Origin of the sequence: Pectobacterium colocasium (genome assembly GCF_020181655.1) — a bacterium.
Taxonomy (GTDB): Bacteria; Pseudomonadota; Gammaproteobacteria; order Enterobacterales; family Enterobacteriaceae; genus Pectobacterium; species Pectobacterium colocasium.
The window spans coordinates 1889527-1916376 of record NZ_CP084032.1; the positions used below are offsets into that span (position 1 = coordinate 1889527).

Sequence of the window (26850 nt, forward strand, 5' to 3'; positions counted from 1 at the left end):
GTGTTGCATCATGAGTTGGCAGCAACGTATTGAAGACGCGCTGGCACAACGCCAGCGTGATGATGCTTATCGCGTGAGGTTGGCGAATCAAGGCGGCAGCGGGCGCTGGCTGATGCAGGGCGATCGCTGCTATCTGAACTTTTCCAGTAATGACTATCTGGGGCTGAGTCACCACCCGGAGATTGTGCGTGCCTGGCAGCAGGGGGCAGAGCAATACGGCATTGGTAGCGGCGGTTCCGGGCATGTGACGGGGTACACCGATGCCCATGCCATGCTGGAAAGTCAGCTTGCCGACTGGCTGGGCTATCCGCGTGCGCTGCTGTTTATTTCCGGCTATGCCGCGAATCAGGCTGTCGTCGCTGCACTGGCGCAGGCGGAAGACCGTATTTTGGCCGATAAACTCAGCCATGCGTCGCTGCTGGAAGCCGCGGCACAGTCACCTGCTACCTTGCGACGTTTTAAACATAATCAGGCCGATAGCCTGCAAACGCTGCTGGAAAAGTCTGCCGACGGCCAGACGCTAGTCGTGACCGAAGGTGTTTTCAGCATGGATGGCGATACTGCGCCGTTAGCGGCGCTACAGGCTCAGTGCAGAACGCACGATGCCTGGCTGATGGTGGACGATGCACACGGGATTGGCGTGCTGGGTGAGGAAGGTCGTGGGAGCTGCTGGCAGCAAGGCATTAAACCTGAGCTGCTGATTGTCACGTTTGGCAAAGCGTTTGGCGTGAGCGGCGCGGCGGTGCTGTGCGCTGAAGCGCTGGCCGAATACTTCCTGCAATTTGCCCGTCATTTGATTTACAGCACCTCAATGCCCGCGGCGCAGGCCTGTGCGCTGAGCGCGGCACTCCACTGTGTCCGGCAGGGCGATGCGCGGCGTGAGGCACTACGGCGTAACGTTGCGCAGTTCCGCGCGGGCTTTTCCAACTCGTCCTATCAACTGATGGATTCACAGAGCGCGATTCAGCCGCTGATTGTTGGCGAGAACGTACGAGCGCTGGCGCTAACGAACCACCTACGTGAACAGGGCGTGTGGGTTAGCGCCATGCGACCACCGACGGTGCCGCCCGGCAGCGCACGCCTGCGGATTACGTTAACGGCGGAACACCAGCCGGAAGATATCAGCCGCTTGCTTACGGTATTACACCATGCTGACAGAAAACTATAACAAGCAGGCGATTGCGCAGGCGTTTGGGCGTGCGGCAGGGTGCTACGACCGCTTTGCCGAACTGCAACGCACTAGCGGAGAACGCCTGCTGGCGCTGATGCCGTCGCACAGCGGTTTACAGGTATTGGATGCGGGCTGCGGAACTGGGCACTTTAGCCGCCGCTGGCGCCAGGCTGGTAAATCGGTGACTGCACTGGATTTGTCGGCGGACATGCTGGCGTATGCCCGTGAGCAGCACGCTGCCGATCGCTATCAGGAAGGGGACATCGAAAACCTGCCGCTGGCGGATTGCAGTGTAGACATCAGCTATAGCAATCTGGCCATACAGTGGTGCGACTCGTTACCGCGTGCGCTGGCAGAGCTGTATCGGGTTACGCGACCGGGGGGCGTGATTGCCTTTGCGACGCTGGCGGACGGCTCCTTAAGCGAACTGTCGCGGGCGTGGCAGCGGCTGGACGGCACACAGCGGACAAATCGCTTTCTGCCACTCTCCGCCATTGACGCGGCTTGTCAGCCTTATCGGCATCATCTGGTACAAGAACGTGAAGTCTGCCTTTTCCCCGATGTATTGGCGTTAATGAAATCGCTGAAGGGAATTGGGGCGACCTGGCTGCACGAAGGGCGAACGCCGGGGCTGTTGAGCCGGGCACGTCTGGCGGCGCTGTCTGCCCACTATCCGCAAGAGCAGGGCGGCTACCCGCTCAGCTATCAACTGGTTTATGGAGTGATTTATCGTGATTGAGCGCTGGTTTGTGACAGGTACGGATACCGAAGTCGGGAAAACGGTCGCGAGTACGGCGCTGCTTCAGGCGGCGAGTCAGGCTGGATACCGTACCGCAGGCTATAAACCTGTGGCGTCTGGCTGTGAAATGACGGCCGATGGCATTCGTAACAGCGATGCGTTGGCGCTTCAGGCCAATAGCCGCGTCCGGTTGGATTATCAGGCGGTGAACCCGCTGGCGTTTATGGAGCCGACCTCGCCGCACATTATCAGTGCGGTAGAGCAGCGGCCTATTCATCTCTCTACGCTATCTACCGGTCTACGGGCATTAGAAACGCAGGCGGATTGGCTGCTGGTCGAAGGCGCGGGCGGATGGTTTACGCCGCTGTCGGCGCAAGAGACGTTCGCCGACTGGGTGGTACAGGAACAGCTTCCCGTGATTTTGGTCGTCGGCATCAAGCTGGGTTGTATTAATCACGCAATGTTGACCGCCCACGCGATTCAACACGCTGGCCTGCGCCTGGCTGGCTGGATCGCAAACGACATCACGCCACCAGGAAAATGGCACCAGCCGTATCTGCAAACGCTGCAACAGCGCCTGCCCGCCCCGATGCTGGGCGAAATTCCTTATTTATCGGATCTTCATCAACATGATCTGGGGCAATATATTGATATTGGGTTATTAGCGGGATAGTCATTTTTCTAACCCTAGACTGTTTTTAATAATCGCAGTAGGTTTTATTGTTTTTTACCCGCATTTGTTTTATGAATGTAAAACCTACATTTTCATGCTTATTAATAGCTAAAACCTTCTTGAATTTTCCCCTAACTCCCCTCCATGCCTGAATTGTTGCGATTTAGCTCTCTGCTGTTTTTAGTCTTTTTCCGTCTAATACTTATGCGATAAATCACAGAAAGAGTGTGAAGAAAATCCATATCAGAGGGAATCACGAATGAAGCGGGTATTTCTCTAACTCAGTGCTGATGCGGGGTTGTGGGAGTTATCCACCATTTCTGTGGATAACTATGTGTATTATGGATAGACAACGCGCCCTAACCGAGAGCTGGCGCGGGTTTTCGCCAGGTTGGCGCTATTCTCCACGGTTTTGCTAATCTATTTGTTATCATATGCTTAAGTAAAATCAAGCGTCTTAAGCAGCAATGGTGCGTAGTTGCATAAATTAACGTCACCGCGTGTCCCTGCATGTTACGTATTTACCCAATCTGGGGATAAATCATGATGATTTTATCTGGTAGATTGAACATGAATGTGCTAGCAAATTCATTTGTCGATTAATCATCCGATCCAGCGATAATTTTCTTGATGCTGTTTTTATATCCAGTATCATTGCGGTGGCGAATTTCGTCATTGGCATTCAGAATAACATTCCGAGCATCCACCCACGGCCATCGTCTTGAGCGATGCGTAATAACGACTAATACGTAATTAACGACTAAGTAGCGTGCTTAACGATGAGTAAAGTATTTACACTGAATTCCGACTTTAAACCGGCAGGCGATCAGCCTGAGGCCATTCGTCGTTTAAAAGAGGGGCTGGAAGACGGGTTGGCGCACCAAACGCTGCTCGGGGTAACTGGCTCAGGTAAGACGTTCACGATCGCCAACGTGATTGCCGACCTCAATCGGCCGACGATGATGCTGGCGCCAAATAAAACGCTGGCCGCTCAGCTGTACGGCGAGATGAAAGAATTCTTTCCCGATAATGCCGTGGAGTACTTCGTCTCGTACTACGACTATTATCAGCCGGAAGCTTATGTCCCCAGTTCCGACACTTTCATCGAAAAGGATGCATCAGTTAACGAACATATCGAACAGATGCGTCTTTCCGCGACAAAAGCGCTGCTGGAGCGGCGTGATGTGATCGTCGTGGCTTCCGTATCCGCTATCTATGGCTTGGGCGATCCCGATCTCTATCTAAAAATGATGCTGCACCTGACGCAGGGGATGCTGATTGACCAACGTGCTATTTTGCGGCGTCTGGCGGAATTGCAATATTCCCGCAACGATCAGGCGTTCCAGCGCGGTACGTTCCGCGTGCGCGGTGAGGTGATCGATATCTTCCCAGCGGAATCTGACGAAATCGCCCTGCGTGTTGAACTGTTCGATGAAGAAGTGGAGCGGCTGTCGCTGTTTGACCCGCTGACAGGGCACGTGCTCCAGACGGTGCCGCGCTATACCATCTACCCGAAAACGCACTATGTCACGCCGCGTGAGCGTATTTTACAGGCGATGGAAGAGATCAAGGTGGAACTGGCCGATCGCAGGAAAATGCTGCTGGCGAATGATAAGTTGGTGGAAGAGCAGCGGCTGAGTCAGCGCACGCAGTTTGACCTGGAGATGATGAACGAGCTGGGCTATTGCTCCGGTATCGAAAACTACTCGCGATTCCTTTCTGGCCGTGGCCCCGGCGAACCGCCGCCGACGCTGTTTGATTATTTGCCAGCGGACGGGCTGCTGGTCATTGATGAATCCCACGTGACCGTGCCGCAGATCGGGGGGATGTATCGCGGTGACCGCGCGCGTAAAGAGACGCTGGTCGAATATGGTTTCCGGCTGCCTTCGGCGCTGGATAACCGTCCGATGAAATTTGAAGAGTTTGAAGCGCTGGCTCCGCAGACGATCTACGTGTCTGCGACGCCGGGTAACTATGAACTGGAAAAATCGGGCGGTGAAGTGATTGATCAGGTGGTGCGTCCTACCGGGTTGCTCGATCCGCTTATTGAAGTTCGGCCTGTTGCGACACAGGTGGACGATCTGCTGTCCGAGATTCGTCAGCGTGCGGCGGTTAACGAACGTGTGCTGGTCACGACGCTGACCAAGCGAATGGCGGAAGACCTGACGGAATACCTGGAAGAACACGGCGAGCGGGTGCGTTATCTGCACTCGGATATTGATACCGTCGAACGTGTCGAAATCATCCGTGATTTACGCCTTGGCGAGTTCGACGTGCTGGTGGGGATCAACCTGTTGCGTGAAGGGCTGGATATGCCTGAAGTATCGCTGGTAGCGATTCTGGATGCCGATAAAGAGGGCTTCCTGCGTTCCGAACGTTCCCTGATCCAGACGATCGGTCGTGCGGCACGTAACCTGCGTGGCAAAGCGATTCTCTACGGTGACAAAATTACGCCATCCATGGCAAAAGCGATTGGTGAAACGGAACGCCGTCGTGAGAAGCAGGAAGCCTACAATACCGAGCACGGGATTGTGCCGCAGGGGCTCAATAAGAAAATTTCCGATATTCTGCAACTGGGGCAGCCGACGAACAGAGGCAAAGGGCGAGGCAACCGTAAAGCAGCAGAATCGGCCGCACCTTATGAGCTGATGACGCCGAAGGCGCTGGAGCTGAAAATTCGCGAACTGGAAAGCAAGATGCTGACACATGCGCAGAATCTTGAATTTGAAGAGGCTGCGGCTTTGCGCGACGAGGTGCAGGCACTACGTGCACAATTTATCGCTGCATCCTAACGATGCAAGCACTCACGGAGGATCAATGATCGACCCTATTATACCGGGTGTTGAAGTGCTGTTTGTGGCAGGTTTCGGGCCGATCGTGAAATCGCTGTCTGCTAGCCATGCGCTCTATGTCGATACGCTGAAGTTACCGCTGAAGCCTGTTGCGGAAGGGAGCGACTATCTGGTGAGCGATGAAATGGGTGGCGTAAAACATTTCGCGCTGTGGCCGCTATCACAGGCCAGCGAATCCTGCTTCGGGAATGAGAACTGGCCTACGGATCTGCCTGAACCGCAAAGCTGGCTGGAATTTGAAGTGGCGGATATGGCAGAAGCGACCGGTACGCTAAAAGCGCAAGGCTATGCGCTGCTGGTCGAGAACCGCCTTGAACCCTGGGGACAGCAGGTCACGCGTTTCCTGAGTCCCGAAGGGATTCTGATTGGCGTGACTTATACGCCGTGGCTGCGGGATTGAGAACCCAGCAGTTGTAGCGCCCGATCGATAGCCTGGCGCAGTAGCTCACGGTCATGATGGTGAGGCACATCTGCGGCGGCCAGTTCTTGCTGCACGATCAGGCGGTCGCCGATCTGACTAACATCGACTTTCGGGCCGACGATCGCCACGTCCACCACCGATTTACCCACTTTGCGTTCAATCCAGGCGAGTTTCTCCGCCAATGTCAGACGGGCGGCGGGATTACTCTGCTCGCTGCCCAGATTGCCGATGTAGACCATCGGTGCGGGCGTGCGCCGGATCGCCTGTGTCAGATCGTCCAGCAGCAGTAGCGGCATCAGGCTGGTCAGGAAACTACCGGGGCCAATCAAAATCAGGTCGGCTTTGGCGATGGCATCAATTGCCTCGCGTGTGGCCTGCACCGTCGGGTACAGCATCAAATCTTGCGGTAAAGCCGCCAGTTGATCGATCTCGACTTCGCCATAAACGGGGTTGCCCTGTTCATCAATCGCCATCAAATCAACCGGATGTTCGGACATCGGAATTAAGAAGGCATCGACCTTGAGCAGATTGCGAATCAGATTGATGGCTTCCAGCGGACGCACGCTCAGGTGATCGAGCGCTTTTAGCATCAGGTTGCCCAGATTGTGTCCGGCAAGTTCACCGTTACCGTTAAACCGATACTCAAACATCGCAGATGCCACACTGGGCGTAGTAATCAGTTGATTCAGGCAGTTGCGGGTATCGCCCCAGGCAATGCCACCTTCGGAACGCCGAATGCGGCCAGTAGAGCCACCATTATCCGTCGTCGTGACAATGCCGGTTAGCCGTGAACCCAGGGAAGAGAGTGAAGACATCACACGACCTAAGCCGTGTCCGCCTCCTAGTGCGACAACCCTGTCGAGGTCGGCCAACGTGCGATTGCGCATAGAGAACCTTATGAATGAGCCAGAGAAATATGAACTACGTGTGACAATCGTCGCTAAGGTAGCTGATTTCAGCTTAAAACGCGAAAAATCCTCACACGCGCATGACCTGAGACAATTTTCGTCGCGCATTTTTCCGTATGCTGTGCATCATAAGGTATTGAATATTCGTTATGTATTTAATTACATACCGATTTTGAGAGTGGTTGACTGTGCTTTTTCGCAGTAGACTGTTCAATGAAATCACGATTCTTTATCGGTGGTTTTGTCGTTGTCTGACGGATAACCGATAAGAATCAAACTCCTAGCCTTGGTGCCTAAGTGATGCGCGTCGTGCGCGTGATACGGTGCCCTGGCCGTGGCCTTCGCGGTCACCAGGGTGCGAGGTAGAAATGCCTGCATCTCCCGTATTTGGAAAGGTGTTTATGGTGAGTCAACTGACTGATGCGTTTGCGCGCAAGTTCTACTATTTGCGTCTGTCTATCACAGACGTCTGCAATTTTCGTTGTACCTACTGTCTGCCGGATGGCTATCAGGCCAATGGCACCAATCCGCATCGCTTTTTGTCACTTGATGAAATTCGTCGCGTCAGCCGCGCTTTTGCCGAATTGGGGACGGAAAAAGTCCGCCTGACTGGCGGTGAACCGTCTCTGCGTCGTGACTTTGTCGATATCATCGGCGCAATCCGCGAAAATCCTGCAATTAGCACGCTGGCAGTGACCACCAACGGCTACCGTCTTGCGCGGGATGTCGCGCGGTGGCGTGATGCTGGGCTAACGGCGCTGAACGTTAGCGTGGACAGTCTGGATGCACGCCAGTTTCATGCGATTACCGGGCAGGATAAATTCCGCCAGGTGATGGACGGCATTGATGCCGCCTTTGAGTGCGGCTTCGCCAAGGTTAAAGTCAACACGGTGCTGATGCGCGATGTGAACGCAGGTAGCCTGCAAACCTTTCTCGACTGGATTAAGCATCGCCCGATTCAACTACGCTTTATTGAACTGATGGAAACGGGAGAAGGGGGCGATATGTTTCGTCGTCACCATGTTTCCGGTGAGGTCATTCGCCAGCAATTGCTGCAACAAGGTTGGCAGCAGCAGCAGCGTGCTCGCAGTGATGGCCCGGCGCAGGTGTTTTGCCACCCAGACTATCAGGGCGAGATCGGGCTGATTATGCCGTATGAGAAAGATTTCTGCCTGAGCTGCAACCGTCTGCGAGTTTCTGCCGTGGGGAATCTTCATCTGTGCCTCTTTGGCGAACAGGGGATTCCACTGCGCGATTTACTGGCTGACGATCGCCATCTCGATGATTTGAAAATGCGCATTTCGGGCGGGCTGCTGGCGAAGAAACAGACCCATTTCCTGCATGAAGGGAATAGCGGCATCACGCAAAACCTGTCATTTATCGGCGGTTAATCCGCGACATCACTGATTCTTAAAGGAGCCTGACATGAGCAAAGTCAGCAGCGAATTCGTTTCTCTCAACCTTGCGGTACTGACCGTTTCCGAGCGCCGCACGGCGGAAGATGACACCTCCGGCGACTATCTGCGCGAAGCGGCGCAGTCAGCAGGGCATCGTATTGTCGAGAGTGCCATTGTGAAAGAGAACCTGTACCAGATTCGGGCACGGATCTCGGCGTGGATTGCCAGTGACAACGTGCAGGGCATTCTGATTAACGGTGGAACGGGCTTTACCGCAGGGGATGTGGTGCCGGAAGCCATTAGTGTTTTGTTCGATCGGGAAATTGAAGGTTTCGGCGAGCTGTTCCGCATGGTGTCGTATGAAGATATTGGTACGGCGACGCTGCAATCTCGCGCGCTTGCCGGTCTGGCGAATCAGACGGTGATTTTCGCGATGCCAGGTTCGACACGCGCTTGTCGAACCGCATGGGAACGCATCATTCAGGAACAGCTGGATGCGCGCCAGCAGCCGTGCAATTTTTACCCGCACTTGAAAAAATCCTCTTAACGATAAGTCTTATTCACTATGTCATCCTCTAAATCCATGGCGCCATCCTCTACGCCACAGTTGACCCACATTAACGCCGCAGGCGAAGCTGCAATGGTGGATGTTTCCGCCAAAGCGGAAACCGTGCGTGAAGCCCGCGCGGAAGCCTTTGTTGAAATGGCACCGCAGACGCTGGCGATGATTATTGCCGGTAGCCATCACAAGGGGGACGTGTTCGCCACCGCACGCATTGCCGGCATTCAGGCCGCGAAACGCACCTGGGAACTGATTCCGCTTTGTCACCCGCTGTTGCTGAGTAAGGTGGCTGTCGAGCTGGAAGCACAGCCGGAGCACAATCGGGTACGTATTGAATCCCTCTGTCGCCTGACGGGGAAAACGGGCGTGGAGATGGAAGCGCTGACGGCAGCCTCTGTCGCCGCGCTGACCATCTATGACATGTGCAAGGCCGTGCAGAAAGATATGGTGATTGGTCCGGTGCGCCTGCTAGCGAAAAGCGGCGGCAAATCCGGCGATTTTACGGCGGAGGGCGCATGATTACGATTCTGTTTTTTGCGCAAGTGCGCGAACTGATTGAGACAGACAGCCTGTCGCTGCCTGCTGAGTATGCCACCGTAGAAGACGTGCGACAGGCGCTGTGCCAGCGCGGTGCGCGCTGGGCGCTGGCGCTGGAATCGGGCAAGCTGCTAGCAGCGGTTAATCAGTCGCTGGTTGAGTTGACTCATTCGCTACAGGACGGCGATGAAGTGGCGTTTTTCCCTCCGGTAACAGGGGGCTGATCGTGACAGAAACGCGTATTCGAGTTGGCGAAGAGAGCTTCAACGTTGGGGATGAATATCAGTGGCTGGCACAGTGTGATGAAGACGGCGCGGTGGTGACGTTCACCGGTAAGGTGCGTAATCACAATCTGGCGAAAGACGTCAGCGCGTTGACATTGGAACATTACCCCGGCATGACGGAAAAGGCGCTGGCGGAGATTGTCGAGTTGGCCCGCGAGCGCTGGGACCTGCCGCGGGTAAGCGTGATTCATCGTGTGGGCGCACTCTATCCGGGCGATGAAATTGTGTTCGTTGGCGTCAGTGCGGCCCACCGTAGCGCGGCGTTTGATGCTGCCCAATTTATTATGGATTATCTGAAAACTCGCGCGCCGTTCTGGAAGCGCGAAGCGACATCGGAAGGTGAACGTTGGGTGGAATCACGCGACAGTGATAAACAGGCCGCGCAGCGCTGGTAGTCCATTTCTGTGTTAGGATAAAAGCATGGCGGGGAGAGAATATTCAGTCTCGATCCCCCAATCAGGCGGTTCGCGCCGCGTTAATCAGACAACTTTATGCAAAGGTAACATCATGGACAGATATCCACGCTCGGGTTCAATCGTTGAGCGCTCGCAGTCTGGTCTCCAGGCCTATATGGCGCAGGTATACGGCTGGATGACCTGCGGCTTGCTGCTGACGGCGTTCGTCTCCTGGTACGCGGCGAATACGCCTGCTGTACTGAATTTTGTTTTCTCCAGCCAGATCACGTTCTTCGGCCTGATCATCGCCCAACTGGGGCTAGTCTTTGTCATTTCCGGCATGGTGCAGCGCCTGAGCGGTGCGGTCGCCACATCGCTGTTTATGCTTTATTCGGCACTGACGGGGCTAACGCTCTCCAGCATTTTCATCATGTATTCCGGTGAGTCCATCGCCAGCACCTTTGTGATTACGGCGGGGATGTTTGGGGCGATGAGCCTCTACGGCTACACCACAAAGCGGGATTTGAGCGGTTTCGGCAGTATGCTGTTTATGGCGCTGATCGGTATCGTGCTGGCTTCGCTGGTGAACCTGTGGCTGAAGAGCGAAGCGCTGATGTGGGCAGTAACCTATATCGGTGTGGTGGTGTTTGTCGGTCTGACGGCATATGACACCCAGAAGCTGAAAAACATCGGCGAGCAACTGTCCGTTGATGACAAAGACAGCTTCCGCAAATACTCCATCGTTGGCGCGTTGACCCTGTACCTTGACTTCATCAACCTGTTCCTGATGCTGCTGCGTATTTTCGGCAATCGTCGTTAATTTATTTCCCCTGTCTGGTGCGGGTTCCCCGCGCCAGACATCTCCCCACCCACATCTCCTTACCTGCTATTACGCAATATTTCGCCTAAAAATGGCGTAGGCTGCCGAGCCGGTGGTTAGCGTGATGATAAGCAGCGGCCATAGACTGCCCCAGATAATGCTGAAGTCCGCATCCTTGAGGTAAATCTGTTTGGTGATGTCGGTAAAGTGGCGAATCGGGTTAATCCAGGTCAGATCCTGCAACCAAATCGGCATGTTCTCAACCGGTGAAACATAGCCAGAAAGCAGAATCGCGGGCATCAGGAAAACGAACACGCCGATAAACGCCTGCTGCTGCGTGGCGCAGAGCGAGGAAATCAGCAGCCCAAAGCCCACCAGCGACAGGCCATAAATCAACAGCGTGGTGTAAAACAGCAGTAGCGATCCGGCGAAGGGGATATGGAAAATCAATATGCCCGCCAGCAGCACGATCGTGGCTTGAAACGTGGCGACAATCAGCGCGGGGACGGCTTTGCCAATGAAGATCTGGCTGGTGGACAGCGGCGAAACCAGCAGTTGTTCCAACGTACCCTGTTCCCGTTCGCGCGCCACAGAAAGCGCTGTCACAATCAGCACGCCGATGGTGGCAATCATGGCAATCAGCGATGGCACCACAAACCATTTGTAGTCCAGATTCGGGTTATACCAATGGCGCACCACCAGCTCGCTATTGTTTGAATTTGAATAGTTCTGACTGGTGGTGTTTTGAGTGGGTCTGGCCGCCAGCAATGCCAACTGATAATCCCGCACGATGTGCTGCACATCGTTGGCGGCGATCTGCGCGCTGTTGGAACGTCTGCCGTCCAAAATAAGCTGAAGCGATGTGGTGTTCCCGCTAGCGATATCGCGAGAGAACTGCGGCGGGAAGCGCAGGATGAGAAGCGCACGCTGATTATCCAGCGTCGGAGCCACGTCTTGCGAGTTATGCAGCATCAGCACGTGAGAAAAAGACTTCGCCTTGGCAAAGCGCTGCGTCAGCTCAATCGCATGAGGGCCGTTATCTTCGCTATAAATGGCAATGGTCGCGTTGGTCACGTCGAGCGTTGCGGCGAAAGGAAACAGGGAAACCTGAAGGATAACGGGCAACACCAGAATAGCGCGCGTTTGTGGATCGCGCAGCAGCGATTGCAGTTCCTTAATAATCAGCGTCCACAGACGATGCAGCATAGTCGCTCCCTAATCCAGTCTGCGCCGGGTTTGCCAGGCCGTCAGGCCAATAAAGACCATCGCGGAGAGAATGAGAAACAGCAGGTTAGTGATCAGCACCGTGCCGATATTTCCCGCGAGAAACAGCGTTTGCAGCGTGCTGACGAAATAGCGTGCCGGGATAATGTATGACACGCCCCGGACAAATTCCGGCATGCTGTCGATTTCAAAAATAAAGCCGGACAGCATGATGGCTGGCAGAAAAGCCGCATTCAGCGCCACCATCGCGGCGTTGAACTGGTTGCGGGTGAGGGTAGAGATCAGCAGCCCCATACCCAACGTGCTGGCCAGGAACAAACTGCTGATCACAAACAGCAACAGCAAGGAGCCGCGATAGGGCACCTGCATGATGAAGGTTGAGACCAGAATACACAGCGTCATGGCGATCATGCCAAGAAAGTAATACGGGATGAGCTTGGACAGCAGCAACTCGGCACGGGTGACCTGCGTAGAGAGCAGCGCCTCCATTGTCCCGCGCTCCCACTCGCGGGCGATGACCAACGACGTGAGAATCGCACCAATCACCGTCATGATGATGGTAATCGCACCGGGAATGATGAAATGCTGGCTGATGGCGGCCGGGTTAAACCAGTAGCGCGATTGCACCTTGATAAGTTGTTCGAACGTGCCGCCGCGATCTTCCGCCCGCTGCTGCTGCCACAGCAGCCAGATGCCTTCCGCATATCCCTGCACAAAATTCGCCGTGTTGGGTTCGCTGCCGTCGGTGATGACCTGGATCGGCGCGCGATCGCCCGGCCGCGCCAGCCGTTCGGCAAAATCGGTAGGGATGACGATCAGACCGCGAATGCTGCCAGCCTGCATCTGTTGAATCAGGTGCTGACGATTATTGCTGATGGTCGGTTCAATAAACGGCGAGGCCGCGAAGGTCTTCGCCAGATCGCGTGCGTCTTCACTCTGCTGCTCCAGCAGGATGCCAACATGGAGACGGCTGGAATCCAGATTGATGCCGTAACCGAAGATAAACAGCAGCAGCAGCGGAATCACGAACGCGATCAGCCCGCTGCTGGGATCGCGCAAGATTTGGCGTGTCTCTTTCAGGCACAGCGCCCGCAGGCGACGCGTGGAGAAATGTGTGCTGCCGTGCTGGTTGGTTTTATCTTGCTCAACGCTATTCTGTTCAACCATGTTCCGCCTCCCCGTCGTACGCCTGAATCAGTGCGATAAACGCTTCTTCCATGGTGGGTGAGGGCGTCTGTGTGCTGGCCGCCTGATGCTTCAGTTCGTCCGGCGTGCCGCTGGCGATCAGCTTGCCACGGTACACCAGCCCGATGCGATCGCAGTATTCTGCTTCATCCATGAAGTGCGTGGTGACCATTACCGTGACGCCGCGATTGACCATGCCGTTGATGTGAATCCAGAATTCGCGCCGGGTCAGTGGATCGACGCCGGAGGTGGGTTCGTCGAGAAACAGAATATCGGGTTCATGCATCAGCGCACAGGCCAGCGCCAGCCGCTGCTTAAACCCCAGCGGCAGGGCATCCGGCGTCTGGCGATAAATGGGCTTGAAGTTGAAGGCGTCGGTCATCCCCGCCATTTTATCGCGCTGCGCTTTGCCTCTGAGACCATAGACGCCGGAGAAAAACCGCAGATTCTGTTCGACGGTCAGATTGCCGTACAGCGAGAACTTCTGCGCCATGTAACCTAAATGCTGGCGGGCTTTACCGGAGCTGGTTTTCAGATCCATATCGAGCACCAGCGCTTTGCCGTCAGTCGGCACCAACAGGCCGCACATCATCTTGAAGGTGGTCGATTTTCCTGCACCGTTTGGGCCAAGCAGACCGAAGATTTCTCCGCGTTTCACCTGAAAACTGACATGATCGGTCGCAGCGAAGTCACCAAATTTTTTCGTCAGCGCCTGAGCTTCAATCACCGTTTCACCACCGCTGACGTCAATCTGCGGCATGATGCTTGCCAATGATGAATCACTGGCCGGACCGCCACCCAGCAGGTCGATAAAAGCATCTTCAAAGCGCGGATCGGTGTCGTGCAGACACCCTGCTTCCAGTTGCAAAGCGGAGAGCAGCGATGCTCGATCCGCGTCGGGTCTTAGCATCAGCCTGACGTATTGCCCCTGAATCACACCGTCGCTCACCTGTGGTAAACGCAGCGCGTCCTGCAATACATCCCGATGTCGGCGATCGCCGGTATCAATCAGGATACAGCGCCCCGCCATGCGCGCGGTCAGATCGCGTGGCGCGCCGCGATACAGCAGCTCGCCTTCGTTCAGTAACAGCACATCACGACACTGTTCCGCTTCATCAAGATACGACGTACTCCACAGGATCAACATGCCGTCGTCAGCCAGTTCGTGCACCATGTGCCACAGCTCACGGCGAGAAATGGGGTCGACGCCCACGCCCGGTTCATCCAGCAGAAGCACCTTAGGCTGCCCGAGCAGCGTACAGGCCAGCCCCAGTTTCTGTTTCATGCCGCCGGAGAGTTTGCCTGCCAGTCTGTCGGTAAAGCGGGTCAAGTCGGTAAACGACAGCAGGCGATCGAAGGTTTCTTTGCGTACCCCGCCGATAATACCGCGCAAGTCGGCATACAGCGTCAGGTTTTCCATGACCGTCAGATCTTCATACAGGCCGAATTTTTGCGGCATGTAGCCCAAAATGGCATGGAGCTGGCGATCGTCTTTGATGGGATCCAGATGCGCGACGCGCAGCGTACCCTTACTGGGGGTTAACAATCCCGCCAGCATACGCAGCAGTGTGGTTTTACCTGCGCCGTCTGGGCCAACTAATCCGGTTACGGCACCGCTGCGTATCTCGGCAGTAAGGCTGGCGAGTGCGGGCTTTTCCTGTCCGGCAAAGCATTTTTCCAGCCCGTCCAGCGCGATCTGCGCGGGAGCGTTAGTCATGGCGCACGGGCTCTTGAGTGCGATTGGCCTCTTCCGCCACCTCTTCAAAGCGTAGTGTAACCGGCATCCCCTGACGTAACCCGTCATCGGGATCGTTAACGACGATGCGCAGGCGGTAAACCAGGTCGGTGCGAAGATCTTCGGTTTCGACGCTTTTCGGCGTGAATTCGGCGCTGGGTGAAACAAAACCGACTTTGCCACGATAGGGCTGATTGGGGCGCCCATCGGTGTAAATTAGCATCTGACTACCGGGTACGACGCGGCCGAGATCTTTCTCGCTCACATAGGCGCGTACCCAAACCGGGCGAGTGAGAGAAAGGGTGAAAACGGTACTGCCCGCCGCCAGCATGCTGCCTTTTTCAGCGGCGCGGGTGAGGATTACGCCGGGAGACGGCGCCAGCAATTCGGTATCCTGTTTATCCAATTCCGCCTGTGCCAGTCCGGCTGAGGCCTGCGCCACCGCTGCCTGCGCGGCGGCGATTTCCTGTGGTCTATTGCCACGCTCGAACTGGCTCAGCTTGTCTTTTGCCGCCTGTAACGTCGCCAGCGCCTGACTACGTGACGTTCTGGCATCATCCAGCATGTTGGCAGAAATAGCGCGTTTATCCCACAGCCCCTGCTGACGCTGGTAGAAACTGTTGGCGTAATCATAGGCAGCCTGACTCTGGGCAACCTGAGAGCGCACCTGCGCGATCTCTTCCTGTCGATAACCTTCCTGCGCCAGTTGGAGCTGTGCCTGAGCACTGGCAAGGTTCGCCTGCGCCTGATGTTGTGCATTCTGATAGGGCGCGGCATCAAGCGTTGCCAGCGGCTGGCCTGCCTGCACCGTATCACCTTCATCAACGTTCAACTCGGCCACTCTGCCGCCAACACGGAAGGCCAGATTGACGGTACGGATATCCACATTGCCGTAGAGCGTTAACGGTTTTTCCTGCTGTTGCTGGTGGTGATAAAAGCCATAACCTGCACCGAGCAGGACAAGAACGAGGGCAGCGAACGCCAGTTTTCTCTTCTTCATCACGCATGATTCCTTTGTTGGTCAGCGGCAGGGGATACGGCAGCAGCGATCCCGCAGGCCGTTAAGCGGTGTCGGAGTCTCTTATTGATCTAAGTGATTAATAATATGACGAGTTACAGGTCTTTATGGTGATTTAGCGTGATCTGTTTCACAAAAATGCACGGCATCCGGCGAATACCGTCAGACATACCCGCCCCTATCTGGCACAACACCTTCATTTTGTTAAAAAAGTGAAAATAAATCGGCGCTATTGTAATTTATTTTATTGAATGATAATAATTGTTATTAGCAATTACATAGCGAGCTGGCGGCATTGATGCAGTGCACAGGGTGGAAAACCTCTGTGTTTAATGCCTGAGCCGGTAATAACCCGCCAAGATGTTTCGCGTGAAGCGCAGCATTTTGGCATTTTTTTGTCTGTGCCGAGGTGGTCGTTTCCAGTTAAGCATCTCGGCACAGGCGGTGACTTTTATTGACGGTTGGATACATAACCAAAGGGGAAGGACAGTGAACCAGATGCGCACTTTACTCGCATTGATGCCATGCGTGCTGATTGCTCCGGCGTATGCACAGGATGACACGACGAAAAAGGATGAGGCGAGCGGTGATGAGATGGTGATTACCGCTTCACGCTCGAGCATCCAGCAGCAGAAAGCGCCGCAGGTGGTCACGGTGATTACCAAAGAGCAAATTGAGCAGCAGATGCAGGTCACCTCTGACTCGTCGCAAATTCTGAGCAATCTACTGCCTTCATTCTCCCCCAGCCGTCAGAAAATGAGCGGCAGCGGTGAAACCTTCCGCGGCCGTGCGCCGCTGGTAATGATCGACGGTATTCCGCAATCCAACCCGCTGCGTCCGACTGGGCGTGAAATGCACACTATCGATTTTTCGATGGTTGAACGCGTAGAAGTGATTCACGGCGCGAACGCCACCAACGGGATGGGCGCGACGGGCGGGGTAATCAACATCATTACCCGTCGGCCGGAAAACGGTTCATTTAATCAACATGTCAACGTACAGACTACGCTTCCAACGGAAAAGATTCGTGGCGAAACCGCCAGCTATAAAACCACTTATCGAGTCGATGGACGCGAGGACTATCTCGACTACCTGTTCTCAATTGGCTATGAGAATCAGGGGTTGTATCTGGACGGCAATAATCGGCCTGTCGGCGTGGATAACACACAGGGCGACACGATGGATTCGCGAGCCTACGATTTTATGGGGAAAGTGGGTTACTGGCTGGATGACTATCAACGTATCCAACTGAGCGTGAACCGCTATAACATTAAAAATGAGAATAACTATCTGAGCGTGGATGGTATCCGTAGCCAGGGGCTCCCGACGACGTCAGTTCGGGGTACTCCACGGGGTGAAGCACCCCATAACAGCATATGGACGACCGGCTTTACTTACGAAAACCATGATCTTGCAGGAATGAAACTGTCGGCTCTGCTTTTTAACCAGCGCTATGAAGCATTATTTGGTGCGACGAACTCGAGTACGTTTCAAGATCCTGCGATAGCGCCTAGAGGGTCGCTGTATGATCAATCTCGCTCCGTCGCCAATAAGTACGGCACCAAGCTGGCGTTGACCAAGGACGATTTACTGGACGATACGCTGAAAATTACGGTCGGTTTCGATACCCTGTACGATAAAGGGAAGCAGGATCTCTACCTGACCCAGCGTACCTATGTACCGGAAACAGAATACACCAACTATTCCCCTTTTATTCAGGGGGAGTATCAACTGCTGGATAATGTCACGCTGCATGCTGGCATTCGTCATGAAATCGCCAAACTGAAGGTCGGCGACTACCAAACGCTAGCGTCTAACAATGGTGTGACGGTACAAGGCGGTAGTCCGAAATTTAATGAAACGCTGTATAACGCGGGTATCATCTATGCGGCGACAGATTCGCTGAGTCTGTTTGCCAACTACTCGGAAGGGTTCGGTATGCCGGATGTGGGTCGTGCGTTGCGGACCATCAAACGTTCAGGCGTTAGTCTGAAAAACTTTGACGGTTTTAAGCCTATTGTGACGGATAATGTAGAGACAGGGTTCCGTTTTAAGCGGGATAAGTTTGATTTTGAAGCCAGCTATTATGAGTCCAAATCGAAACTGGGCGAAAACGTGACGGAGAGTGGTGGCGTATTTTTGTCCGAACGCCAGCGCACACAGATTCGTGGTGTTGAAGTGACCGCGGGCTATCAGATCAACGAACAGCACAAAGTTAATGCTTCCTATGCGCACAGCGAAGGAAAATATGACGACAATAAAGACGGCAAAGTGGATACAAAATTCAACGGCCTGAATATTGCGCCGGATCGGGTCATCGCCAGTTGGTCGGCGAACTGGAATGATCAATGGAGCTCGTTTGTACAGGCGAATTATGCTTTCAGTCGCAGCTTTGACGATGCGGGATTGGCGTTTGACGGCTACCTGCTGATGGATGCGGCGGTGGGGTATAAATTGCCATATGGCCGCCTCAATGTCGCGGTGGCTAACCTGCTGGATAAGCAATACATCACCTACTATTCGCAGGCTGGACTTAATAACAACACGCGCTATTTCTCCGGGCGCGGTCGTACGGTGACACTGGGTTATTCGATTGATTTCTAAGCGTAACTACTTTAATCACGTCCTCCATTCAGCAACAAGGCAGCGTCTTACGCTGGCCGTCCTGTCGTGCTTTCTGTTGGTGGCGTTGGTACAAGCGGCTGAACCGCCGCGTCAGATTCGCCATGCGTTGGGCGTGACCACCGTGACGGGGACGCCGCTACGTGTCGTGACGCTGTTTCAGGGGGCGACGGATTCTGCCGTGGCGCTGGGAATCCAACCGATTGGCGTCGTGGAATCGTGGACGGAGAAACCGATTTATCGCTACCTTCGCCCCGCATTGCAGGGCGTGACGCTGGTTGGGCTGGAAACGCAGCCCAGTCTGGAAACCATCGCGTTACTCAAGCCCGATCTCATTGTGGCATCGGCGTTTCGGCATGAGAAGATCTACGGCCTGCTAGCGCAGATCGCGCCGACGATTGCGCTGGATAAGGTCTCTGAATTTAAAGAAACGGTACAGATGATGGGCGTGGCGTTGAACCGGGAAGATAAGGCGCGCGAGATTTTATCCCACTGGAATCAGCGCGTGGATGCGCTGCGCGATCGGCTAAAAGCGCGATTCGGTGAACGCTGGCCGCTCAGCGTTTCCATTCTCGAATTCCGTGAAGATCACATGCGCAGCTACCTGCCCGCCAGCTTTGCCGGATCGGTGCTGTCGGAGATCGGCTTTGTCTGGTCGCGGCCGGAAAGCTACACAGCAGGTGTGATGCAAAAGCTCACCAGTAAAGAGAGCATTCCGGTGGTGGATGCCGATCTGTTCTTTGTGCTGCTGCGTTCAGGCAAGCCCGCGGTCGAGCAGAATTACCGGGATTGGCAGGCGCACCCGCTTTGGCAACGGCTGCATGCGCTTCAGCAGCAACAGGTGTATCCGGTGGATAACGTAGCCTGGAGCCTGTCTGGCGGTATTTTGGGCGCGAATAACATGCTGGACGATATTGAGCGGCAGTTCGCTGGCAACATGGAGCCTGCTGGCAAAAAAACCGATGGCACAAAGGAGAGTCAGACGCGATGAGAAAGTGCATCGTGACGGCAGCGGGTATTGCATTACTGTTGCTGAGTATCATCGCCAGCTTGATGCTGGGGCAAACGACGATTTCGTTCAGGGCGGTGTTCAACGCGCTGTTCCATTACGATCCGCAACAGATCGACCAGATATTGGTGTTGACGACGCGACTGTCGAGAACGGTGATTGCCATCGTCGTCGGTGCCAGCCTTGCCGTAGCGGGAGCCTTAATGCAGGCGTTGACGCGTAATCCGCTGGCCTCGCCGGGGATATTCGGTATTAACGCCGGAGCCATGTTTTCTGTTGTTCTGTTGTCTTCGCTGTTGACTTTTTCTTCGCAGATCGCGCTGGCGTGGACGGCCTATCTGGGCGCGGCCGTTGCTGGAGTGATGGTGTACGTGTTGGGAACGCTGGGCAATGCGCGTTCCAGCCATTTACGCATTGTGCTGGCCGGTGCCGCGATTAGCGCACTGTTTATTTCGTTCACGCAGGCGCTGCTGGTGATCAATCAGGACGGACTGGACAGCATGCTGTTCTGGCTGGCCGGTTCAGTGTCCGGTCGTAACCTGTCGATGCTGTTACCGCTCCTGCCGTACTTTGTCATCGCGCTATTCCTTACGCTGCTGTTGGCGCGTCACCTGAATATTCTGGTGGCGGGCGACGAGATTGCCAAAGGATTGGGGCAGCGAACGGCGCTGGTGCGAGGATTGTCCGGGCTGTGCGTGATCGGGCTGGCAGGTGGTGCGGTGGCGATAGCCGGGAATATTGGTTTTATCGGGCTGATTGTGCCGCATATTGTGCGTCGCGTGCTGTCAACCGATCACCGCTGGCTGTTGCCCGGTTGCGCCATTTTTGGTGCCTCATTGCTGCTACTGGCCGATGTTGTTGCACGTTTACTGATCGTGCCGCAGGAAGTGCCAGTCGGCGCGATGACGGCGCTGCTAGGCGCACCGTTCTTCATTTATCTGGCGAGAAAGGGGATGCGACATGGGTAAGGTGTGGACCATGCGTGTGGGCAATATTTCGCGCCAGATTGATCGCCGTACCTCTGCGGTGGCGCTCTCGCTCCTGCTGGTGGTGTTAGCCGTCATGTTTCTCTCGCTGTCGCTGGGTGAGGTGGTGATGTCTCCTGCGCAGGTGGCGTCGGCGCTGCTGGGAAAGGCAGACAGCGGCGTGCACTTTATCGTCAACGACCTGCGCTTGCCGCGTGTGCTGTTAGCGCTGTTGGTGGGGGGCGCGCTGGCGATATCCGGCTTGATTCTGCAAAGCATTGTACGCAATCCGCTGGCCTCGCCGGATATTCTGGGGATTACCAGCGGCGCATCGGCAGCAGCGGTATTCTTCCTCTCGTTCCTGGCGACGGCGGTAAGCCAGCGCTGGCTGCCGCTGGCAGCAATGGGCGGGGCGTGGATCACTGCTGTCGCTATTTATCTGCTGGCGTGGAAGCAGGGCGCTTCGCCGCTGCGGCTGGTGCTGGTTGGCGTTGGGCTGTCCGCTATTATGGGTGCGGCGGTGACGATGATGCTGGTGTTTAGCCCGATAGGCACCACGCTGACAGCCTACGTGTGGCTGACGGGCAGTATTTATGGCGCGCAGTGGCAGCAGGTATCGGCACTGGCGGGTTGGCTGCTGCTCGGTGCACCGTTTCTGGTGGGGCTGGCGCGGCACGTTAACGTGCATGAGCTGGATGATGCGCTGGCCTGCGGTGTCGGTCAGTCTGTCGGACGCATTCGGCTGGCGTTGCTGACGCTGAGCGTCGCGCTGGCAGGCGCGGCGATTGCCTATGCGGGCGCGATGGCGTTTGTCGGCCTGCTGGCACCGCATATTGCGAAAAAGCTGGCGAGCCGTTCATTTCCCGGTCTGGCGCTGGTATCGGCACTGACGGGCGGCTTATTAGTGATGGTGGCTGATTTACTTGGCCGTACGGCATTCCTGCCGTTGGATCTGCCTGCCGGCATCTTTATCTCCGTACTTGGGACGCCTTTCTTTATCTATTTATTGCTTCGGCAACGCTATTGAGATTGCAAGATTATGCCAGAGAATGTGCAGCCAACATGCATCCCCCATACTAACTGCGAGGCGATTGCCAGCCAGTCGCTGACGCTGAGCTACGAAAAGCAGGTTGTGATCGATGCGCTGGATATCACGCTGCCAGCTCGGAAGATTTCGGTGCTGGTGGGTAGCAACGGCTGCGGCAAGAGCACGCTATTGAAGTCGTTTGCCCGTCTGCTGAAACCCGCGAGCGGGACGATTATTGTCAACGGAGCGGATATCCATCGGCAATCCACCGTTGAGGTAGCGAAATCACTGGCGATTCTTCCGCAAACGCCGACCGCGCCCGAAGGTCTGACGGTCTATCAATTGGTGAAAATGGGGCGTTACCCACACCAGTCGTGGCTGAAGCAGTGGTCGACAACGGATGAAGAAAAAGTGCTGCAGGCGTTGCGCAGCACCGGCGTGCTGGCATTAAAGGATCGTGCGGTGGATTCGTTGTCTGGCGGGCAGCGCCAGCGCGTCTGGATCGCGATGACGCTGGCGCAGGATACGGATATCGTCCTGCTGGATGAACCCACGACTTATCTCGATCTGGCGCATCAGATGGAGGTGTTGGACTTGCTACGGGAGTTGAACCTTCAACAGCAGAAAACCATCGTGATGGTGCTGCATGATTTGAATCTGGCGTGTCGCTATGCGCATCACATGGTGGCCGTCCATAATCGAACGGTGTTTGCGCAGGGCAATCCGCGTGACATTCTCACCGAAGCCACGGTAAAAACGGTGTTTAACCTGAACTGCCGCATCATTGACGATCCGTTCTTCGGTACGCCGCTGTGTATTCCGTTTGGGCGTGAAGCGGTGGATACGGTAGCCGATGTCGGCTAATCGTCTGACGCCGCAGCAGTGGACGATGCTCTCCGGCACACTGCAATTAACGGATGCCACACAGCGGACAGGGCAGGAGAGCTGCCCGAGTCGCAGAGTGTTAGATCCTGATTATTGCCGCGGGTTATTGGCAACGCTGACGCCGTTACTGCTGTCGCCATCACACAAGATTGCTGCCTCGCTGCTGGCAAAGCGCATCGGGTTCTTAACCACGGCCTCCAGTCTGTACGCCCTGTCGGTATATAACAAAGGGCTGAATATGACGCTGGATAACAGCGTGCTGGAATTCGGGCACGACCGCCTGTGGACGTCGACCATGCCGCTTTACGATCTCACCGTCTCCCAGCCGGAGTGGGGAACGCGGGAGGCATGGCGCGATAGCCTGTTCGACACGCTGTTTGCTCAGCATTTGTCACCGATTCTGCATACGCTGTCGACGGTGTCGGGCGCGCCGCTGCGCATCTTGTGGGAGAACGTCGCGGTGCGGGTGTTTTCATTATATGAACAGCGTATTGAGTGGGACGATCCGGCGGCGATGTGTGCACCGGGAATGACGCTGGCACAGCAGGTGCAGCAGGACTTTGACGCCTTACTGGCTGCGCCCGGTGAACGTTTCGGCTGCGATGAGAATCCGCTAAGACCGTTCTTTCGGGCGAAAACGCGGGTTCCGGTGGCGGGGCGCTCGGTGAGCTTTCGTGACGTGCGCTTTCGCCGCACCTGCTGTTTTTATTACAAGGCGTCGCAGCCACAGGAATACTGCCAAAATTGCCCCTTATTGCGCCCAGAGAAGCGCGGGCAAAAGCGCATTTAACGCGCTCATTCATACTCTTGCCGCGGTGACGGGCTGCCGATAGCGAAAAAGTGCACTACCGTAGATAAAAATCCCTTAGTGCTCATAATCTCTGCTACAATCGTCGGCAGTCATGCACCGTAGTTGTGCCCGTTCATCGTGGTTGTTGCGTATGTCGTTGTTTTACGTAAATGGTTATATGAGTTGTTACGTTAATAGTGGCCCGTCAAACCCGCCTTACTGACCCTCTGAAAACTACACCGGCTGCTGTCCGGTCAGAGCGGATCTGGAGTTGTTCTTTTTATGTCATTTGATTCTCTCGGCTTGAGTGCCGATATTCTGCGCGCGATTGAAGAGCAGGGTTATCGCGATCCTACCCCTGTACAGCGTCAGGCGATTCCTGTGGTGCTGGAAGGACGCGATTTAATGGCCAGCGCACAAACGGGTACGGGTAAAACGGCGGGCTTTACGTTGCCGTTATTGCAACTGCTGACCAGCCGTGAAGCGCTGCATAAAGGGAAAGGCCGCCGTCCGGTACGGGCGCTGATCCTGACGCCAACCCGTGAGCTGGCCGCGCAGATTGATGAGAATGTGAAGGCGTACAGCAAGTATCTGCGCCTGCGTTCACTGGTCGTATTTGGCGGTGTGAGCATTAACCCGCAGATGATGAAACTGCGTGGCGGCGTGGATATTCTGGTGGCGACACCGGGGCGTCTGCTCGATCTGGAGCATCAGAACGCCGTTGACCTGTCACAGATTGAAATTCTGGTGCTGGATGAAGCGGATCGCATGCTGGACATGGGCTTTATTCACGATATTCGTCGTGTACTGGCGAAGCTGCCAGCTAAACGCCAAAATCTGCTGTTCTCCGCCACCTTCTCTGATGAGATCAAAGCGCTGGCGAACAAATTGCTGACCAATCCCGCCTCGGTTGAAGTCGTGCGTCGTAATACGCCGTCTGAACTGGTGACGCAGCACGTGCATTTTGTCGATAAGCGCCGCAAGCGTGAACTGCTGTCACAGCTGATTGGTGAAAACAACTGGCAGCAGGTACTCGTCTTTACCCGGACTAAACACGGCGCTAACCACCTCGCTGAGCTGCTGGAAAAAGACGGTATTACCGCTGCGGCTATCCACGGTAATAAAAGTCAGGGGGCGCGTACGCGTGCGCTGGCGAACTTCAAAGATGGTAGTATTCGCGTGCTGGTTGCCACGGATATCGCCGCACGCGGTCTGGATATCGACCAACTGCCGCACGTGGTGAACTATGAGCTGCCAAACGTGCCGGAAGATTATGTTCACCGTATTGGCCGTACCGGTCGTGCGGAAGCGACGGGTGAAGCCTTGTCGCTGGTCTGTGTGGATGAGCACAAGCTGTTGCGTGACATTGAACGCCTGCTAAAGCGCGAGATTCCGCGTATCGCTATTGAGGGCTATGAGCCTGATCCGTCTATCAAGGCCGAGCCGATTGTGAATGGCCGTCAGGGCAACCGTGGCGGCGGTGGAGCGCGTAACGGGTCTCCTCGTGCGCAGTCTGGTGCGCCGTCCGGGCAGTCTGAGCGTAGTCAAGGTCAGAGTGAACGCCGCTCGGCCGATGGCAATCGTCAGTCGCGTAAAGCAGGCGGCAATAGCGACAGCCCTTGGGGTGGTAATAGCGGCAATAAAAGTAATAAGGGCAATGGCGAAGGACAACGCCGTGCGCCACGTCCGCAAAATCGCAGTAAGCCAGCGGACAAGTAAAAACGATAGGGAGCCAGACGACTAATGCCGAACGTTTAAGAATCAAGATACCGAGGGGTACCACGGTGACAGGTATCCCTTCGGGGACCTCATCACTGTGTTTCCCTCTAAATCCACACTTAAATAAACAGAATTATTGTCAAACTAAGAGCATTGTTGAACATGTTCCACCTAATCATTTTTCTTCATAATCGAGAAATACAGAAATGACAATGCTCATAATTTGTCCAGTCTACTATTTTTGTTGCCCATCGACTGTCATCACATAATGTAGAGATAACTGGCTACTCAATAGCTTCGCCAGCCAATAATTCCCTTCAACAGTTCGACTATTATGCAAAATTATTTGACAACAAACTCTTAATGCTATTATTAGCATTTCCGGTGATCGCCTGAACGATCACCTTTAATGGAATGAACACTCTACCCTAAATAATTCTAGTTTCAGGAAGGCTGCAAGCGAGGGAATCCCGATGAGCTTACACGGGTAAATTATTCGGGTGACTGAACGCGGCCAACACATGCAACTTGAAGTATGACGGGTATATACTGGATTATTTAGAGTCTAGCGTTTATTTACTTATTATTTCCATCATCTTTTATATTCCCAATGAACCCACCAGTGTTTGACCAATTTGTTTTTTTAACCTCATAAGGTTCCACTAATTCACCTTGCAATTGTTCAGAAAATAACTCTTTTATTGGAATATTGTTTTTTTCCAATGCAGGGCGCTCTTTAGCGTTCCATGTATTTTTCTGGAAAGCATCACTTTGAACATAGGGATCGTTTTCTGATACAGCATGTATCGATGTAGCTTCCCCTGTAACTTTATCTGCATAACGCATTGACATTATGTCCCAAAGAATATGTGGAGTGGAATGTTTTGATGATGAGATGTACTCCTTAGCATCTGTCTTGTTTAGTCCCGTTTCTGCCATCATGTCAATTCCAGTGCTATTGACACCTTTTTCTATAATATCCTTTTTGACTGAATAACTATCATTGCTTGATGCTGTCCCATCAGTATATTTAAATCTTTCTTTTATAAAAGAAAAGCTATCTTCCTCACCGCTATAGTTATGCAATGCATGGCCTCCTTCCGTCATTTCTAACGTCACTCCCCCCGTCTTTTTTGCCATCTCCTGAGCCGTCAGCATTGCAGAATGCACAACTTTACCGTCCTGCATGCTGCTACCACTCCAGAAATGTGCTCCATTGTGAGGCGAATTCATATTGGATGTTGCTGTAAAGGCGCCAAGACGCTCCAGTTCCATATTGCGATTCATTACAATATCTACTGCATTCTTGAATAGTCCAGTTGCCTCTTTTTCTTGTAATTTTTGTCTTAGTGAAAACTGAGTATCATCTGCTTTCTGTCCATAATTTTTTGCACTAATAATATTGGGGTCAGCTTTTTTATTTAGATCAGTTGGATATGTAATCTGTTGAAAATTCGTTTGATTCAATGACTTTCTTTTTATATCATCCGGGGTTGCATTTTTTATATTAGGATTACGTGCAGGCCAAGGGGTAATCTGCCCAGAATGAGAAGAAGATGCATCTTTTTTTTGATTCCCAACATCTTTTTTTTCTATTTCTTTTTCCCCTCCAGTACTCAACTCTATATTCTTATTTTGTATTACCGTATTGTTAATTTTCATGGGCATGATGTAACTCCGTAGGTGTATTTTTAATTTAACTATTAATTTCAATGTTTAATGTTAGAGTGTTTTTTATTTCCACCCTAATTTTAGGTGGTTTTTTATCTGAAGAAGTTCCCTCAAAACAAAGAGAAATTTATAAATAAAAACAATATAATTTTATAATGATTAGTTATAAAAAATTTATTTTAATATAATAAATGATGGGTTTTCATGTCGTTAATATGAACAAAAAAATGGATTTTTTTCT

At 54.0% G+C, this 26850-nt stretch carries 24 protein-coding genes and 1 riboswitch; of the genes, 18 read left to right on the forward strand and 6 right to left on the reverse strand.

Going from position 1 to position 26850, the window contains the following annotated elements:
• Positions 1-10 precede the first annotated feature (10 nt).
• From bioF to LCF41_RS08555, 5 genes are all read left to right on the forward strand, one after another.
• Positions 11-1168 carry an 8-amino-7-oxononanoate synthase gene (gene bioF, locus LCF41_RS08535; protein WP_225087678.1) on the forward strand — a complete coding sequence of 386 codons (1158 nt, stop codon included), beginning with the start codon at positions 11-13 and terminating at the stop codon, positions 1166-1168.
• Entirely contained in the window at positions 1149-1910 is a 762-nt protein-coding gene (gene bioC / locus LCF41_RS08540; RefSeq protein WP_225087679.1) for a malonyl-ACP O-methyltransferase BioC, read from the forward strand. The genes bioF and bioC overlap by 20 nt, the downstream gene beginning before the upstream one ends.
• Positions 1903-2583 carry a dethiobiotin synthase gene (bioD, locus tag LCF41_RS08545; RefSeq protein WP_225087680.1) on the forward strand — a complete coding sequence of 227 codons (681 nt, stop codon included), beginning with the start codon at positions 1903-1905 and terminating at the stop codon, positions 2581-2583. The genes bioC and bioD overlap by 8 nt, the downstream gene beginning before the upstream one ends.
• Positions 2584-3362: 779 nt before the next feature.
• A complete protein-coding gene (gene uvrB, locus LCF41_RS08550) occupies positions 3363-5375 on the forward strand; it encodes an excinuclease ABC subunit UvrB (protein WP_225087681.1) in 2013 nt (670 codons plus the stop codon).
• Positions 5376-5403: 28 nt separating this feature from the next.
• Positions 5404-5835: a VOC family protein gene (locus LCF41_RS08555; RefSeq protein ID WP_225088124.1), complete on the forward strand. Its 432-nt coding sequence runs from the start codon at positions 5404-5406 to the stop codon at positions 5833-5835.
• Here the strand turns inward: LCF41_RS08555 and yvcK are convergent.
• Positions 5811-6743 carry a uridine diphosphate-N-acetylglucosamine-binding protein YvcK gene (gene yvcK / locus LCF41_RS08560; RefSeq protein ID WP_225087682.1) on the reverse strand — a complete coding sequence of 311 codons (933 nt, stop codon included), beginning with the start codon at positions 6741-6743 and terminating at the stop codon, positions 5811-5813. The genes LCF41_RS08555 and yvcK overlap by 25 nt on opposite strands.
• A gap of 286 nt (positions 6744-7029) precedes the next feature.
• A riboswitch (molybdenum cofactor riboswitch) is annotated at positions 7030-7178 on the forward strand.
• On the opposite strand from yvcK, the gene moaA reads away from it, so the two are divergent.
• The 6 genes from moaA (at position 7166) to LCF41_RS08590 (ending at position 10759) form a co-directional block, all read left to right on the forward strand.
• A complete protein-coding gene (gene moaA, locus LCF41_RS08565; RefSeq protein WP_225087683.1) occupies positions 7166-8155 on the forward strand; it encodes a GTP 3',8-cyclase MoaA in 990 nt (329 codons plus the stop codon). (Overlaps the previous riboswitch by 13 nt.)
• Before the next feature lie 34 nt (positions 8156-8189).
• Positions 8190-8708: a molybdenum cofactor biosynthesis protein B gene (moaB, locus tag LCF41_RS08570; RefSeq protein ID WP_225087684.1), complete on the forward strand. Its 519-nt coding sequence runs from the start codon at positions 8190-8192 to the stop codon at positions 8706-8708.
• Between the two features lie 18 nt (positions 8709-8726).
• On the forward strand, positions 8727-9242 hold the full coding sequence (moaC, locus tag LCF41_RS08575) for a cyclic pyranopterin monophosphate synthase MoaC (RefSeq protein WP_225087685.1): 516 nt from the start codon (positions 8727-8729) through the stop codon (positions 9240-9242).
• Positions 9239-9484 (forward strand): molybdopterin synthase sulfur carrier subunit, encoded by a 246-nt coding sequence (gene moaD / locus LCF41_RS08580; protein WP_225087686.1) that lies wholly within the window; start codon positions 9239-9241, stop codon positions 9482-9484. The genes moaC and moaD overlap by 4 nt, the downstream gene beginning before the upstream one ends.
• Positions 9485-9486: 2 nt before the next feature.
• Complete coding sequence (gene moaE, locus LCF41_RS08585; protein ID WP_225087687.1) at positions 9487-9939, forward strand: molybdopterin synthase catalytic subunit MoaE; 453 nt, start codon at positions 9487-9489, stop codon at positions 9937-9939.
• Between the two features lie 112 nt (positions 9940-10051).
• On the forward strand, positions 10052-10759 hold the full coding sequence (locus LCF41_RS08590; RefSeq protein WP_010280929.1) for a Bax inhibitor-1/YccA family protein: 708 nt from the start codon (positions 10052-10054) through the stop codon (positions 10757-10759).
• 69 nt (positions 10760-10828) lie between these two features.
• Here LCF41_RS08590 and LCF41_RS08595 read toward each other — a convergent pair whose 3' ends face one another.
• Genes LCF41_RS08595 through hlyD form a run of 4 tightly spaced genes read right to left on the reverse strand, consistent with a single transcriptional unit; the run spans position 10829 to position 15903 of the window.
• Positions 10829-11965 (reverse strand): ABC transporter permease, encoded by a 1137-nt coding sequence (locus LCF41_RS08595; RefSeq protein WP_225087688.1) that lies wholly within the window; start codon positions 11963-11965, stop codon positions 10829-10831.
• Between the two features lie 9 nt (positions 11966-11974).
• A complete protein-coding gene (locus LCF41_RS08600; RefSeq protein ID WP_225087689.1) occupies positions 11975-13150 on the reverse strand; it encodes an ABC transporter permease in 1176 nt (391 codons plus the stop codon).
• The gene (locus LCF41_RS08605; protein WP_225087690.1) at positions 13143-14885 is read right to left on the reverse strand and encodes an ATP-binding cassette domain-containing protein; all 1743 of its coding nucleotides are present in this window, start codon (positions 14883-14885) and stop codon (positions 13143-13145) included. The genes LCF41_RS08600 and LCF41_RS08605 overlap by 8 nt, the downstream gene beginning before the upstream one ends.
• Entirely contained in the window at positions 14878-15903 is a 1026-nt protein-coding gene (hlyD, locus tag LCF41_RS08610; protein ID WP_225087692.1) for a secretion protein HlyD, read from the reverse strand. Before hlyD ends, LCF41_RS08605 begins: the two co-directional genes overlap by 8 nt.
• Positions 15904-16419: 516 nt before the next feature.
• Here hlyD and LCF41_RS08615 point away from each other — a divergent pair.
• The 7 genes from LCF41_RS08615 to rhlE all read left to right on the forward strand — a co-directional run bounded on the left by LCF41_RS08615 (position 16420) and on the right by rhlE (position 24938).
• Complete coding sequence (locus LCF41_RS08615; protein WP_225087693.1) at positions 16420-18525, forward strand: TonB-dependent receptor; 2106 nt, start codon at positions 16420-16422, stop codon at positions 18523-18525.
• Positions 18515-19534, forward strand: coding sequence for an ABC transporter substrate-binding protein (locus LCF41_RS08620; protein WP_225087694.1), 1020 nt, complete (start codon positions 18515-18517; stop codon positions 19532-19534). The genes LCF41_RS08615 and LCF41_RS08620 overlap by 11 nt, the downstream gene beginning before the upstream one ends.
• The gene (locus LCF41_RS08625) at positions 19531-20520 is read left to right on the forward strand and encodes a FecCD family ABC transporter permease (RefSeq protein WP_225087695.1); all 990 of its coding nucleotides are present in this window, start codon (positions 19531-19533) and stop codon (positions 20518-20520) included. The genes LCF41_RS08620 and LCF41_RS08625 overlap by 4 nt, the downstream gene beginning before the upstream one ends.
• Positions 20513-21544 (forward strand): FecCD family ABC transporter permease, encoded by a 1032-nt coding sequence (locus LCF41_RS08630; protein WP_225087696.1) that lies wholly within the window; start codon positions 20513-20515, stop codon positions 21542-21544. Before LCF41_RS08625 ends, LCF41_RS08630 begins: the two co-directional genes overlap by 8 nt.
• A gap of 12 nt (positions 21545-21556) precedes the next feature.
• The gene (locus tag LCF41_RS08635; protein ID WP_225087697.1) at positions 21557-22408 is read left to right on the forward strand and encodes an ABC transporter ATP-binding protein; all 852 of its coding nucleotides are present in this window, start codon (positions 21557-21559) and stop codon (positions 22406-22408) included.
• A complete protein-coding gene (locus tag LCF41_RS08640; RefSeq protein WP_225087698.1) occupies positions 22398-23219 on the forward strand; it encodes an IucA/IucC family C-terminal-domain containing protein in 822 nt (273 codons plus the stop codon). Before LCF41_RS08635 ends, LCF41_RS08640 begins: the two co-directional genes overlap by 11 nt.
• 282 nt (positions 23220-23501) lie before the next feature.
• On the forward strand, positions 23502-24938 hold the full coding sequence (gene rhlE / locus LCF41_RS08645) for an ATP-dependent RNA helicase RhlE (RefSeq protein ID WP_225087699.1): 1437 nt from the start codon (positions 23502-23504) through the stop codon (positions 24936-24938).
• A 576-nt stretch (positions 24939-25514) separates the two neighbouring features.
• On the opposite strand, the gene LCF41_RS08650 is transcribed toward rhlE, so the two are convergent.
• Positions 25515-26606 carry a hypothetical protein gene (locus LCF41_RS08650; RefSeq protein WP_225087701.1) on the reverse strand — a complete coding sequence of 364 codons (1092 nt, stop codon included), beginning with the start codon at positions 26604-26606 and terminating at the stop codon, positions 25515-25517.
• Positions 26607-26850: the final 244 nt, after the last annotated feature.